Genomic DNA, 13,802 nt, shown 5'->3' with positions numbered 1-13,802 from the left:
TTAGCACTATGCTAAATATGTGGAAAAAGAATTAAAGGTAAATTTTTTTATTATTAAAAGTGTTTAAATTTAAAGAGTATAAGCCGTCAGCCTACAAACTTCGTTTATAGGCCACGTGCTTTTAGCACTATGATAAATATGTGGAAAAAAGAATTAAAGGTAAATTTTTTTATTATTAAAAGTGTTTAAATTTAAAGAGTGTAAGCCGCCAGCCTACAAACTTCGTTTATAGGCCACGTGCTTTTAGCACTATGATAAATAAATTAAAAAAGATATTAAAAACAAAATTCGTGTTTTTAATATCTTTTTTTAATTTATTTATCGCACTGCTTTTTTTATTCGCGAGTCTTGACATTTTTTTTCTCGAATATATAATTAAAGTATAATGTATACAAGATTATTAAAGTTTATTAAAAAACGGAGGATTATTTTAGTGATTAAAAAATTGGTACCGGTAGGTTTGTCAAATAGGCATGTTCATTTAAGTCAAGCTCATATTGATGTATTATTTGGTAAGGGATATGAATTAACAAAATTTAAAGACCTTTCTCAACCAGGTCAATTTGCATGTAATGAAAAAATTGATGTAGTTGGTAGAAAAGGAAAACTAACTATGAGAGTTTTAGGACCTGCAAGAGGTAATTCTCAAATTGAAATTAGTGTTACTGATGGTTTTGCTTTGGGTGTAAACCCACCTGTTAGAGACTCTGGTAATCTAGCTGATAGCCCAGGTGGTAAATTAGTTGGGCCAAAAGGTGAAGTTGAGATAACTGAAGGTATAATTGCTGCTGCTAGACACATTCATATGCATACAGCTGATGCAGAAAAATATAATGTTAAAGATAAAGAATATGTAAGTGTTAGAGTAACTGGTGAAAGAGGTCTTGTCTTTGAAAATGTTTTATGTAGAGTTAGTCCAAGTTATGCATTAGAATTTCACTTAGATATTGACGAAGGCAATGCATCTGGACTTAAAAATGGAGTTGAAGTTGAAATAATTTAGTAAATTACTTATATTTGCTAATTTATAGTGTAAAAAAATACAAAAATCTATCTTGTGTTCAAGGTAGATTTTTTATTTATATTATGTTATAATCATCTTGTTCGAACAACTTTAAAAACAAGTTTATCAAACTACAAATTGGCTTTTAAGCTTGTTTTGTAAGAAATATGTCTAATATAAATAGAAAAATTGTTTTACAACGTACAAGTTGTCAGACAAGTATATGGGGAAGGAAAAGGTGATGTTATGAATTTGGCAAAATATATTGATCATACTATATTAAAGCCTAGTGTTACAAAAGAGGATGTTGTTAAAGTTTGCGATGAAGCAAAAGAATATGGATTTTATTCTGTTTGTATTAATCCTTATAATGTAAAGTTAGTTTCTAAAGAATTGGAAAATTCAGATGTGAATGTATGCTCGGTTATTGGATTTCCTTTAGGAGCAAATGTTAGCGAAATCAAAGCATTAGAAGCTAAAAAAGCAATTGAAGATGGTGCTGATGAAATAGATATGGTTTTAAATGTTACTGCATTAAAGAACAAAGATTATTCATATGTATTAAATGATATTAAAGCAGTTAAAAATGTGTGCAAAGGAAAAGCACTATTAAAAGTAATTCTTGAAACATGTCTTTTAACTGATGAAGAAAAAATAAAAGCTTGCGAGCTTTCAGTTGAAGCAGAAGCAGATTTTGTTAAGACGTCAACAGGTTTTTCTACTGGTGGAGCTACTGAAGCCGATATTAAATTGATGAGAAAGACTGTTGGACCTAATCTTGGGGTTAAGGCTTCAGGTGGTGTACGTGATAATGAAACAGCTCTTAAAATGATTAATGCAGGTGCTACAAGAATAGGTGCCAGTTCATCAATTGCAATTGTTACTGGAGGAAAAAGTGACTCTGATTACTAAATAAAATTTTAAACTATACATAGATAGAAATCTATGTATAGTTTTTTATTAATTTACATAGAATATCAAAGAAATTAAAAGTATTTATTTGTTAAAATTAATAAATTCTTAATGTTTTATTAATTGAAATTATTATGCTTTAGGGTTACTATATTAATATAATCGTATAAAATTATAAGGAGGATATTTAGATGAGAATTTTTAATAGTTCAGGGTGCTTGCTTGGACTTATTTTCACAGTTTTATTATTGATTATTTTTTCTTCTTTTATGAAATTAATATTTGCAACACCTCTAGGATTTGTTTTTCTTGCATACTTAATTTATAAATTTGTTATTAAAAAAAAGATTTTAAATGATAATAATAAAGATAGTGAATTTGAGCAATCATATAACAGTTCATCGAATTCTAATAGTGATTTTGATAGATCAGAATATAGTGATGCTGAAGATGTAAAATCTTATGAAAATTTAGATGAATAAAAAAACAAAAGAAACAAAAGTAATTTTGTTTCTTTTGTTTTTTTTTTGGGTATACTCAAAATGATAGGAGGTGTAGTATGAAAAACGATTATGATGAATTAATGTTTTTTGAAGAAGATGAAGATATAGATGAAATAGAAGAAACTGAGAAATGGAAAATTCTTATTGTAGATGATGAAGAAGCAGTGCATAGTACAACAAAACTTGTTTTAAGTGATTTTATTTTTGATAGAAAAAAAATAGAGTTTTATAGCGCGTATAATTCAAATGATGCAAAAAAAATTCTTAATGAAGTAGATGATATAGCATTAATACTTCTTGATGTTGTTATGGAAACTGAAGATTCTGGATTAAGACTAATAAAATTTATAAGGGAAGACAAGGATAACTCTTTTGTAAGAATAATTTTAAGAACTGGTCAACCTGGACAAGCACCTGAAGAAAAAATAATTGTAGAATATGATATTAATGATTACAAAACGAAGACAGAACTTACTGTTCAAAAACTGTTTACATCAGTAATATCAGCCCTTAGAGCGTATAGTGATTTGATGAAAATTGAAAAAAATAGAAAGGGATTAAAAGAAATTGTTTTAGCTTCAAGTAAATTGTTTGAAATAGGTTCACTTAAAAAATTTGTTTCAGGTCTAATAACTCAATTAACATCAATGTATGGATTTACAGATGACGCTTTATTTTTAAGAACCTCAAGCTTTGCCGCAACAAATAAAAATGAAAAAGGAGAAAGATATATTTTATCAGCAACGGGAGAATTCGAGAATTTTATAGATAAAAGGGTAGAAGATTGTGTATCCAAAGAATTACTTGATTTAATAGATGAATCTAAGTTAAAAAAGAATAATATAATTACAAATAAATATTTTATTGGTTACTATCAAAGTTTAGGTGAAATTGATAACTTTGTCGTTTTTAAAGATATAAGAGAACTAGATGATTTGGATAAAGAAATGCTTGATCTATTTTCAACAAATATAGCGTTTGCTTTTGATAATGTTTTTCTAAATGAAAAGATATTAGACACTCAAAAGGAAATTATATATAAATTGGGTGAAGTAGTAGAAACAAGGTCAGATGAATCAAATGATCATGTAAAAAGAGTATCCAAATACTCATATTTAATGGCTATAAAATATGGATTATCTGAAGAAGAATCAGAATTACTTAAAATGGCTGCACCGATGCATGATATAGGTAAAATTGGAATTCCTGAAAATATATTAAAAAAACCATCAAAACTTTCCCACGAAGAATTTGATATTGTTAAAGAACATTCCTTATTAGGCTTTGATATATTAAAAGATAGTAATTTAGAACTCATGGAAATTGCATCTAAAATTGCATATGGGCATCATGAAAATTGGGATGGTACAGGTTATCCACTAGCAAAAAAAGAAGAGGAGATACACTTGTATGCTAGAATAATTTCACTAGTTGATGTATTTGACACTATGACAAGTGATACGTTTTATAGAAATGCACTATCTTTTAGTGATGTAATAGAATTTATTAAGCTTCAAAGTGGTTATAAATTTGATCCAAAATTAGTACAAATATTTTTAGAAAATTTAGAAGAATTTAAAAAAATTAGATTTTCTACAAACTGAAAAACTAAAACATTAAAACACAAAACATCAACTGAAATATTTATATTTTTTTTGATGTTTTGATGGTATTGAATATAATAATAGATTATAATGATGTTATACAAATAATGTATTATTTATCAAAATTAGTGGAAGGTAAGGAATTGAATGATTAATTTATTAATTGAAAAATCGAAAAAAATATGCTTGTTTATAATGCTTGTAGTATTTATTATTAGCCTAAGCGCTTGTACTAATAAAAATGAAACAAAAAAAAATATAATTAATTTAGATAATAGTAAAGCATCTGAAAGTAAAACTATTTTTGAACTACTTAATTTGAGTGATAGTATTGAATTTTCTAATCAAGCAAAAGGAATTGATTTTTTATATAATGATCAAGATTTAGTTAATAGATTTTCAAATAATGATTTTTACATACGATATGGTGAATATAAAGATGTTGATGTGAATAAAAGACATGACATATATAAGGATAAAATTTTAAATTGGAATGAAGAAGAAAAAAATAGAATCATAAAAAATATTATGACTTTTGAGAAATACTTTTCAGATAATAATATTAATTTACCAAGTAAAATATATTTATTTAAAACAAAAGATTCTTTAGAATATGGTAAATTTTTTATTAGAGATAATGCAATATTTTTACCTGAAAGTTTAATTAATGGTTACAAAGAAAATTTAAATGAAGCAATTGTAAAAAGTTTGTTTTATATGATTGTAAATAAAGATGAAAAAAAATATGAAAAATTATGTAATTCAATTGGCTTTGTTAAGTCTTCTGAATTAATTTATCCCAAAGAATATGTAGATAATAAATTTACTAATGATAATGACTATAAAATCGAGTATTATATTCAAGGTTCATATTCAGAGTCAGAATTTAAATTCATGCCAATTTCATACTTTAATGAAAAATTTGATGGAGATAAGTCTGATATTGAAAAGAGCATAATCAATAAGTATATAGCCGTAAAAATAGACGGAGGTGTTATCAAACCCTTATATGTTGACGATGAAAATAATGAAATGGAGGGTGGAAAGCTCTTAGAGATTAATTTGAATCAAATTGACAAATATTACTCAGTAGTTAGCAATAATTCGTCTGTAAGTTCTGGACCAAAAGAGATACTAGCAGATGATTTTTCAATAATGGTTCTTGGAAAGAAAAAGAATAATGAAAATACTTTAAATAGAATTTTAAGTATAATTAAAGAATAGATGATTTTTAGGTTTACTTTTTGATTTTAATGATGTACAATAATTTCGAACTTAATATTTTGCTAGGGGTGCCTGTTGGCTGAGAGAAATAGATATATTTTAACCCTTTAACCTGATTTAGCTAGTACTAACGTAGGGAAGCCTGTTATATTGTAATTAACCTGCCTCTTGGCAGGTTTTTTTATTTACATAATATAACTAATGTGCCTATGGCGCAATTTTTTTATTCGCAAAGGAGGTAAATATTTTAAAAAATGTATGTTAACGGAAAGCAAATAGGTTGTGATTATTCAAATGTTAAAGAATTATTAGAAAAAATGAATTTAGATTTTGAAAAAGTTGTTGTAGAAGTAAATAAAGAAATTATAAGTAAGTCTCAGTATGACAAGAAAAAAATATTTGACAAAGATAGTATTGAAATTATTGGATTTATAGGAGGCGGTTAGTGATAAATTTAAAAAATTCAGATGAACTTATAAGAAAATATAAAAAAGTTAGTGTTGCAGTTCTTGGTCTTGGAGGGTTGGGATCAAATATTGCTATGATGCTTGTTCGTTCGGGTATTGATAGGCTAATTATTTATGATTTTGATAATGTTGAATTATCAAATTTAAATAGACAAAACTATTATATCAATGATGTTGGTAATTCTAAGGTTAAGGCGACGAGTTTAATACTGAAAAATATAAATCCAAATATAAAAATTATTGGTGAAAAATTAAAATTGTCATTATCTAATTTTGAAAGATATTTAAGTAAAGCGGATATTATTGTTGAGGCTTTTGATAGTCCTATATGTAAAGCTGAACTTGCAAATTGGGTTTTAGGCGAAACGGATAAAATACTTATATCAGCATCGGGTATGGCTGGCTTTGGAGATTCGAATGACATTTTAACTAAAAAAAAATCAGAAAGATTCTATATTTCAGGTGATTTTGTATCTGATTCTAATATTTTTCCAGAATTATTATCAGCAAGGGTAATGATGACTGCATCACATGAAGCAAATAATGTTATGAATATTATTAAAAATAATATATAGCTTTAAATGATTATTTGTTAAGTGCTAAAAAGTATTTAAAGCTAGAAAAAATATATTACCGAAAGGAGGCTGTACTAAATAAACAATATTTAGTATATAAAAAAATGGATAATTTTATAAAAGATAAAGATTTAGTTATAGGTACAAGAAAATTAAATAGTAGATTATTAATTGGAACCGGTAAATATCCATCGAAATCGATGATTTCTAAGGTTATAGAAAAAAGCCATACAGAAGTGGTTACAATGGCTTTAAGAAGAATTGACACAAGTAAAAAAGAACGGAATATATTAGATTATATTCCTAAAAATATTCAGTTACTTCCGAATACATCTGGTGCTAGAAATGCTGAAGAAGCAATAAGAATTGCTAAAATAGCAAAAGAAATGGGTTGTGGTAATTGGATAAAATTAGAAATAATTGATGACAATAAGCATCTACTTCCCAATAACTACCAAACAATTAAAGCTACAGAAACTCTTTCAAAATTAGGATTTGTAGTACTTCCATATATGTCGCCTGATTTATCTAGTGCGAGGAGTCTTGTGAATGCTGGTGCTTCAACAATTATGCCGCTAGGATCTCCAATTGGATCAAATAGAGGAATAAGAACAGAAGAAATGATTAGAATTTTAATTGAAGAAATTGATATTCCTCTTATTGTTGATGCAGGAATTGGAAAGCCCTCAGATGCAGCATATGCGATGGAAATGGGAGCAGATGCTGTTCTAGTTAATACTGCTATTGCAACATCAAATAATCCTATTAATATGGCGGAAGCATTTTCAATGGCGGTTGAAGCAGGTAGAATTGCATATGTTTCGAAACTTGGTAGAACTTTAGAGAGAGCTGAAGCTTCATCGCCACTTACAGGATTTTTAGGTGAATGATATGAACTTTTATGATGAGTTAGAGATAATGGATAAGGAATTTGTTAAAAAATTATTTACCACTACTAGTAGAAATGAAGTTATAAGAATACTAGAAAAAGAAACTATTGATGAATATGATTTCGCAAAACTTTTATCAGAAAATGGATTATTTGAACTTGAAAAAATGGCGAAAAAAAGCAAAATATTATCTTTAAATAATTTTGGAAAAGCAATTACTATTTATTCCCCCCTTTATATATCAAATTTTTGCGATAATAGATGTTTATATTGTAGTTTTAATAAAAATAATCAAATTAGCAGAGTGAAGTTAAGTAATGATGAAATTGAAATGGAAGCAGATTATTTACACTCAAAAGGAATTAATCATATACTGCTTTTAACGGGTGAATCAAGAGCAAAATCACCTTTTGAATATATTGTGAGTTCAATTAGAGTATTAAAAAAATATTTTGTTTCTATTTCAATAGAAATATATCCTCTTAATGAAATTGAGTATAAAATTCTTGAAAAATTAGGAGTTTACGGAGTAACGGTATATCAAGAAACTTACGACCAAGAAATTTATAGCAAAGTTCATATTTCGGGAAAAAAGAGAGATTATCTATTTAGATTGAATACGCCAGAAAATATTGCAAATGCAAATATCAAGTCCTTAAACATAGGTGTACTACTTGGATTAAGTGATTGGAAAATGGATGTTTTTATCTTAGGGCTTCATGCAAAATACTTAGCTAAAAAATTTCCAGAGCTAGAAATAGGACTTTCATTTCCAAGAATAAAAAAAATTAGCACAACAGAAGATGAAAATTATAATTATATGGAAGTTAGTGATAAAGAATTTGTGCAAATTATTACATCTATAAGACTGTTTTTACCATATGTATCAGTTAATATATCAACTAGAGAAAGCAAAGAATTTAGAAGAAATATTATCCCGCTTGGTGTGAATAAAATGTCTGCTGAAGTTTCTACTGAGGTTGGGGGACATGTTGTTTACAAAAATTCTATAAGTCAATTTGAAATATCGGACCATTCGGCAGTAAAAGATGTAGAAAAACTAATATATGATGCTGGATATCAGCCAATTTTAAGAGATTGGGTGAACTTATATGATTAATTATTATAGAATAATTGATGCTTCAATTAATAGGGCTGCTGAAGGTATTAGAGTTGTAGAAGATATAGCAAGATTTAAATATAATAATAAATACTTATCCAATGAATTAAGAAACTTAAGACATGAAATTAGAGATACATTTGATAGTATAAAAATTATTGCATTTAGAAGTTCATCAAATGATGTTGGGAAAAAAATATCTTTTGAAAGTGATATAAGCAATCGTGCTAACATAAAAGATATAGTATTGTCAAATTTTAAAAGGAGCGAAGAATCACTTCGAACGCTTGAAGAGTTATCAAAACTTGAATTAGAAATTGGTATTTCAAGATTGTTTGAAAACATTAGATTTAAAATTTATAAGGTTGAAAAAGATTTTTTAAATCAAATTTGGCAGCTAAAATTTGAAGATGGAATATATGGTATTACATATGATAATAGTAAATTGTCATATGTAATGCAAGTAAAAAAAATGCTGGAAAATGGGATTAAAGTTATTCAATATAGAAACAAAAAAAATGAAATAACTATTAATAAAGAGCTTGAAATATGTTTAGAATTAAAGAATATGTGCACTAAATATGGAGCTATTTTAATAGTAAATGATAATGTAGATTTAGCATTTGATATTGGTGCAAATGGCGTACATTTGGGACAAGAAGATATTTTAATTCCTGGAAATATTGATAAAGTTAATCAAATAAAAAAGGAAATGCATGAAAAAAACAAAAAATTTATATTAGGCGTTTCAACTCATGGTAGCGTACAAGCATTACATGCAAAAAAAATTGGAGCAGATTATATAGGAGTTGGTCCGCTTTACCAAACGTCCACAAGGATTCATGTGGAAAAATGCGAAGGCATAGATTATCTAAAGTGGGTTAATAACAATATTGAAATTCCTTACGTTTCCATAGGTGGAATAAAGAAAAATAAATATAAAGAGCTAAAATCAAATGGCTGTAAGATTTGTGCTATGGTAACTGAAATTGATGATGAGAAAAATTTATATGAAATTGTGGATTTATTTGAAGGGAGAAAAAAAATTGAATAAAAAATACACTACGCAAATGAATGCAGCTAAAAAAGGTATTATTACTAATGAAATGCTAGAAGTTGCAAGGAAAGAAAATATTAACATAGATGAATTAATCGAAAAAATGAAACGAGGAGTAATTGTTATTCCTTGCAATAAAAATCATGCTAGTATTAGTCCAGAAGGAATAGGAAGTGGACTTAGAACAAAAATAAATGTTAATTTAGGAATTTCTAAGGATAGTAGTGATTTTGAAAAAGAAATTAGAAAAGTTAAAAAAGCAATAGAAATGGAAGCTGAAGCTATTATGGATTTAAGTTCATTTGGAAAAACAAGAGAATTTAGAAAAGAATTAGTTGATATTTCAAGTGCTATGATAGGAACTGTACCAATTTATGACTTAGTAGGTTATTATGATAAAGATTTGAAAGATATTACCGCAAAGGAATTTTTAAATGTAGTAGAAGAGCATGGTAAAAATGGTGTTGACTTTATTACTATACATGCTGGTCTAAATAAGGAAACAATTAAAGTATTTAAAAGAAATAAAAGGTTAAATAATATTGTTTCTAGAGGAGGATCCTTAACGTATTTATGGATGCAAATTAATAATAAAGAAAATCCATATTATGAATATTTTGATGAATTGCTTGATATTTGTGTTAAGTATGATATTACTTTAAGTCTTGGTGATGCTTGTAGACCAGGCTCGGTAAATGATGCAACGGATGCAAGTCAAATAAAAGAATTGATGGTACTCGGAGAACTTACATTAAGGGCATGGGAAAAAGATGTACAAGTAATAGTAGAGGGACCAGGGCATATGGCAATTGATGAAATAGAATCAAATATGTTACTTGAAAAGAAGTTGTGCCATGGTGCTCCCTTTTATGTCCTTGGACCAATTGTCACAGATGTAGCTCCAGGATATGACCATATAACCAGTGCGATTGGTGGTGCAATTGCAGCTTCAAAAGGTGCCGATTTTCTTTGTTATGTTACACCAGCAGAACATCTTAGATTACCAAATGAAGAGGATATGATAGAAGGAATAATTGCTGTGAAAATTGCAGCTCATGCTGGAGATATAGGAAAGAAAATAAAAAATGCAAAAGAGTGGGATTATAAAATGAGTGTGGCGAGACAAAATTTGGATTGGGAAACAATGTTTTCACTTTCTATATATGAAGAAAAAGCAAGACGATATAGAAAAGAATCAAAACCTGAAATTGAAGATACATGTACAATGTGTGGAAAGATGTGTTCTATGAGAAATATGAATAAGATAATGAAAGGTGAAGAAGTAGATATATTATAAAATAAAAACAATGTATGTTGAATAATCCTATAAAAATTCCACATACATTGTTTTATTACATATTTTTTTGAGCTATAATTGCCTCACTTATTAATGGTACGATTTGTTTTTTTCTTGAAATAATTCCTTTTGAAAAATAACCTTGCTCTAAATTATCATTAAGTAAGTATTTAATAATATTTGTGTTATCCGATTTATATAGGAAGTGTGAACCTTCTTTTAATATATCTGTAATTACTATGAGACTAATGTCATTATTTTTTTGAATATGATTTTTTTCAAGACAATGAAGAAATTCATCTTTTCTTTCAAGTATTTCATCAATATTTAAAGTAAATATTTGTGAAATTCCTATCTTTAACCCTTCAATATCAAATTCTTTGTAGTCTTTGTTTAATATTTCATTTGTTTCTTCACCTTCTAGGGAAGAACCATATTTAAACATATTGTGTGCATATTGGTCAAGATCCATATTTAAAGTTTCATTAAGTTTTTCTACTGCAATTTTATCAAAACTAGTAGTCGTAGGTGAACGGAAGAATAAAGTGTCTGAAATTATTCCAGAAATCAAGCAGCCAGCTATATTTTTGGGGATTTTAATATTCTCTTCTCTAAACATAGAGTACACTATAGTACAAGTTGATCCTACGGGCATATTTCGAAATGATATTGGTGAGTTAGTATTAATATCACCGATTTTATGATGATCAATTATTTCTAATATATTTGCGGTTTTTAATCCTGGAACACTTTGAGAGTATTCGTTATGATCGACTAAAATGACTTTCTTTTTATTGGGACTAATTATATGATTTCTGTTTACCATACCAAGATATTGTTTTCCCTTGTCAAGCACTGGATAATTGGTATACTTGTAAAGGCTCATATCTTCTTTTACCTCATCAATAGAATAATATGGTTTAAATCGTATTATATTTTTTGATTTCATTATTGAAGATACTTTATTACAGAGAGTAAGTTGTCTAGAAGTTTCGTAAGTATCAATAGGAACAGAAATGATATTAATGTTTTTTCTGTTAGCTTTTTCAATATACTCTTTTGGTGGAATTCTTCCACCAGTGACAATTATTGAATTTATATTTTCTGAAATAAGAAAATCAATTGCTTCGTAATTATCACCAACTATTGCAATAGTGTTATTATTAACCAAATTATCTTTTTTTAAGGTCTTATGGTAGAGAGCTATAACGAGAATATTACCAACAAGTTTTCTGTTAGTTTCAGTAATGAGTTTACCACCTAAAGACTTTGTTACGTTACTATAAGTAGTGTCAAGTTTTCTTTTATTTCCACTTATAAAGTCAATAGTTATATCCTTCATAGTAAGTATACCAACAAGTTTATTAGTATCATTAGTTACTGGAAGAGTACGAATTTTCATTGTCTTCATTTTATTATAAGCTTCAAATATTGAAATTTCAGAACTTACAGGTTTTATAGTATCATAATTTAAATCTTTAACTTCGATATTTACATTTTTTAAAATGCTTGGAGCATTTATATTAAAATGATTTAATATAAAAGTAGTTTCTTTATTTATTGAACCTAAAACGAAAGGATTAGATTTTATGTTTTTAGAGTTTTTAAGAAAATTTAATGCAATTGCAGAACATACAGAATCAGAATCGGGATTTTTATGACCAAAAATATGAATCATAGTAGCCTCCTTTGTATAATTAAAGTTTAGTCAATTTTAATATTTAACCATTTTTCACTAAGATAACGTCTAGTTAAAATTAGTGAGAAAAAGAAAAACGATATAAGTTCAGCGTACCAAATACCTTCAACACCGGTATGAAAAATCAGTATAAATAAATAGCTAAGAGGTATAAACATAGTCCAAAGTCTTAAAGTAGTTATATACATTAAAGCTTTTGTATCACCAGCACCTCTAATAGCTCCTGACATTGATATCATATAATTAAGAAACGGTTGATTAAATCCTGCCACAAACATCGGAAGTGATGCTATTATAAGTATATTATTGTCTTCTGTAAATATAGAAACAATAAGTTCTGGGATTAGGATAAATACAATTCCAATCGCAATTCCCCAAATTACAGCAAGTACTGAAGAAGCTTTTGCTATTTCTTTAGCCATAGTTTTATTTTTTTCTCCAATAGATTTTCCAACTAAAGTTGATGCAGCAATTGATATGCCGACTGCAGGCATAAAACTAATAGATTCAATATTAATAAGGATTCTAAATAAAGCTTCTGAAGATGTATTAAGTTTCGCAGTAATTATTCCTACAACAATAAATGCAGTTTGCATAAAGAATTGTTCTAGAGCACCAGGAATGCTTAGATTTAGTAGTGGTCTTAAAACATCATTTGTCAAAAGCATGTTTTTTATGTTAATATGTACTGTTTTTTTATTATTGAATAATATAAATATATATATGAATAATCCTATAAAACGGGAAACAGTAGTTGAAATTGCAGCACCTGCTATTCCGAGTTCGGGAAAAATTCCAAAACCAGTTATTAAAAAATAATTTCCAAAAATATTTATTATATTTGCAATGGCAGTTATTTTCATAGGTGTTTTAGTATCACCTGATCCTCTTAGAGTTGCAGAAAATGAAAATGATAGAAACATAGGAACAAGGCTAAATGAAACAATTTTAAAATATACTAATAAACTATCTTTAACAGTAGAAGTTAAATCATATATTGAAAAAATGTTCTTTGCGAAAAACAAAGAAATTATTGTAATAATTAATCCAATAATTAAATTCAATGTAAGAGTTTCAGAAGCTACTTTTCGAAGCCTTTTGAAATTTTTCTCACCATAATTTCTAGAAATCATTGCTATTGCACCAGTATTAAATGATGTGAAAATAAAAATTAATGCAAAGAAAACTTGGTTAGAATATCCTGCTGCTACGAGTGCATCTTTATTAATAAGTCTACTTATCATTAAAGTATCAGCGATACCAAGAAGTGTATTTAGAGCCATTTCAATTATTGCTGGAAGTGCAATAATGATTATTGTTTTTATTATTTTTATGTTTATTAATCTATTCATAGTTACTCCTAATATAAAATTGCCTAAAAAAAAGCTTTATATCTCAGAGATATAAAGACTAAAATAAGTTAGTGAGAATATTATAACATAAAAAATAAA

13 protein-coding genes and 1 riboswitch are annotated in these 13,802 nt (G+C 27.4%); of the genes, 11 read left to right on the top strand and 2 right to left on the bottom strand.

Translation table 11 applies throughout. The annotated features are described in order from the left end of the window. Positions 1 to 385: 385 nt before the first annotated feature. The 11 genes from pduL (at position 386) to thiC (ending at position 10,652) form a co-directional block, all read left to right on the top strand. Positions 386 to 1,003: a phosphate propanoyltransferase gene (gene pduL, locus AACH12_RS09815; RefSeq protein ID WP_338535239.1), complete on the top strand. Its 618-nt coding sequence runs from the start codon at positions 386 to 388 to the stop codon at positions 1,001 to 1,003. Between the two features lie 246 nt (positions 1,004 to 1,249). Next, positions 1,250 to 1,915 carry a deoxyribose-phosphate aldolase gene (deoC, locus tag AACH12_RS09810; protein ID WP_338535238.1) on the top strand — a complete coding sequence of 222 codons (666 nt, stop codon included), beginning with the start codon at positions 1,250 to 1,252 and terminating at the stop codon, positions 1,913 to 1,915. 191 nt (positions 1,916 to 2,106) lie between these two features. Next, complete coding sequence (locus AACH12_RS09805; protein ID WP_338535237.1) at positions 2,107 to 2,397, top strand: hypothetical protein; 291 nt, start codon at positions 2,107 to 2,109, stop codon at positions 2,395 to 2,397. 77 nt (positions 2,398 to 2,474) lie between these two features. Then, a complete protein-coding gene (locus AACH12_RS09800) occupies positions 2,475 to 4,022 on the top strand; it encodes a DUF3369 domain-containing protein (RefSeq protein ID WP_338535236.1) in 1,548 nt (515 codons plus the stop codon). A gap of 147 nt (positions 4,023 to 4,169) precedes the next feature. After that, on the top strand, positions 4,170 to 5,246 hold the full coding sequence (locus AACH12_RS09795; protein ID WP_338535235.1) for a hypothetical protein: 1,077 nt from the start codon (positions 4,170 to 4,172) through the stop codon (positions 5,244 to 5,246). 54 nt (positions 5,247 to 5,300) lie between these two features. Continuing rightward, a riboswitch (TPP riboswitch) is annotated at positions 5,301 to 5,402 on the top strand. 98 nt (positions 5,403 to 5,500) lie between these two features. Further along, positions 5,501 to 5,692 carry a sulfur carrier protein ThiS gene (gene thiS, locus AACH12_RS09790; protein WP_338535234.1) on the top strand — a complete coding sequence of 64 codons (192 nt, stop codon included), beginning with the start codon at positions 5,501 to 5,503 and terminating at the stop codon, positions 5,690 to 5,692. After that, on the top strand, positions 5,692 to 6,288 hold the full coding sequence (thiF, locus tag AACH12_RS09785) for a sulfur carrier protein ThiS adenylyltransferase ThiF (protein WP_338535233.1): 597 nt from the start codon (positions 5,692 to 5,694) through the stop codon (positions 6,286 to 6,288). Before thiS ends, thiF begins: the two co-directional genes overlap by 1 nt. 104 nt (positions 6,289 to 6,392) lie before the next feature. Next, complete coding sequence (locus tag AACH12_RS09780; protein ID WP_338535232.1) at positions 6,393 to 7,178, top strand: thiazole synthase; 786 nt, start codon at positions 6,393 to 6,395, stop codon at positions 7,176 to 7,178. 1 nt (position 7,179) lies between these two features. Beyond that, positions 7,180 to 8,298 (top strand): 2-iminoacetate synthase ThiH, encoded by a 1,119-nt coding sequence (thiH, locus tag AACH12_RS09775; RefSeq protein WP_338535231.1) that lies wholly within the window; start codon positions 7,180 to 7,182, stop codon positions 8,296 to 8,298. Beyond that, positions 8,291 to 9,352, top strand: a complete 1,062-nt coding sequence (gene thiE / locus AACH12_RS09770; protein ID WP_338535230.1) for a thiamine phosphate synthase — start codon at positions 8,291 to 8,293, stop codon at positions 9,350 to 9,352. The genes thiH and thiE overlap by 8 nt, the downstream gene beginning before the upstream one ends. Before the next feature lie 16 nt (positions 9,353 to 9,368). Further along, positions 9,369 to 10,652, top strand: coding sequence for a phosphomethylpyrimidine synthase ThiC (thiC, locus tag AACH12_RS09765; RefSeq protein WP_338537371.1), 1,284 nt, complete (start codon positions 9,369 to 9,371; stop codon positions 10,650 to 10,652). A 55-nt stretch (positions 10,653 to 10,707) separates the two neighbouring features. On the opposite strand, the gene AACH12_RS09760 is transcribed toward thiC, so the two are convergent. Together AACH12_RS09760 and AACH12_RS09755 are read right to left on the bottom strand one after the other, a co-directional pair. Beyond that, entirely contained in the window at positions 10,708 to 12,330 is a 1,623-nt protein-coding gene (locus AACH12_RS09760; RefSeq protein WP_338535229.1) for a putative manganese-dependent inorganic diphosphatase, read from the bottom strand. 26 nt (positions 12,331 to 12,356) lie between these two features. Beyond that, positions 12,357 to 13,703, bottom strand: a complete 1,347-nt coding sequence (locus AACH12_RS09755) for an MATE family efflux transporter (protein ID WP_338535228.1) — start codon at positions 13,701 to 13,703, stop codon at positions 12,357 to 12,359. Positions 13,704 to 13,802 lie beyond the last annotated feature (99 nt).

This window comes from Helicovermis profundi (assembly GCF_033097505.1).
GTDB lineage: Bacteria > Bacillota > Clostridia > Peptostreptococcales > Acidaminobacteraceae > Helicovermis > Helicovermis profundi.
This window is presented reverse-complemented; position numbering and strand designations above follow the sequence as displayed.

Coding starts and splice junctions, on each gene's coding strand:
- pduL (WP_338535239.1), top strand. CDS start 386: ATGTATACAAGATTATTAAAGTTTATTAAAAAACGGAGGATTATTTTA.
- deoC (WP_338535238.1), top strand. CDS start 1,250: ATGAATTTGGCAAAATATATTGATCATACTATATTAAAGCCTAGTGTT.
- AACH12_RS09805 (WP_338535237.1), top strand. CDS start 2,107: ATGAGAATTTTTAATAGTTCAGGGTGCTTGCTTGGACTTATTTTCACA.
- AACH12_RS09800 (WP_338535236.1), top strand. CDS start 2,475: ATGAAAAACGATTATGATGAATTAATGTTTTTTGAAGAAGATGAAGAT.
- AACH12_RS09795 (WP_338535235.1), top strand. CDS start 4,170: ATGATTAATTTATTAATTGAAAAATCGAAAAAAATATGCTTGTTTATA.
- thiS (WP_338535234.1), top strand. CDS start 5,501: ATGTATGTTAACGGAAAGCAAATAGGTTGTGATTATTCAAATGTTAAA.
- AACH12_RS09780 (WP_338535232.1), top strand. CDS start 6,393: ATGGATAATTTTATAAAAGATAAAGATTTAGTTATAGGTACAAGAAAA.
- thiH (WP_338535231.1), top strand. CDS start 7,180: ATGAACTTTTATGATGAGTTAGAGATAATGGATAAGGAATTTGTTAAA.
- thiE (WP_338535230.1), top strand. CDS start 8,291: ATGATTAATTATTATAGAATAATTGATGCTTCAATTAATAGGGCTGCT.
- thiC (WP_338537371.1), top strand. CDS start 9,369: ATGAATGCAGCTAAAAAAGGTATTATTACTAATGAAATGCTAGAAGTT.
- AACH12_RS09760 (WP_338535229.1), bottom strand. CDS start 12,330: ATGATTCATATTTTTGGTCATAAAAATCCCGATTCTGATTCTGTATGT.
- AACH12_RS09755 (WP_338535228.1), bottom strand. CDS start 13,703: ATGAATAGATTAATAAACATAAAAATAATAAAAACAATAATCATTATT.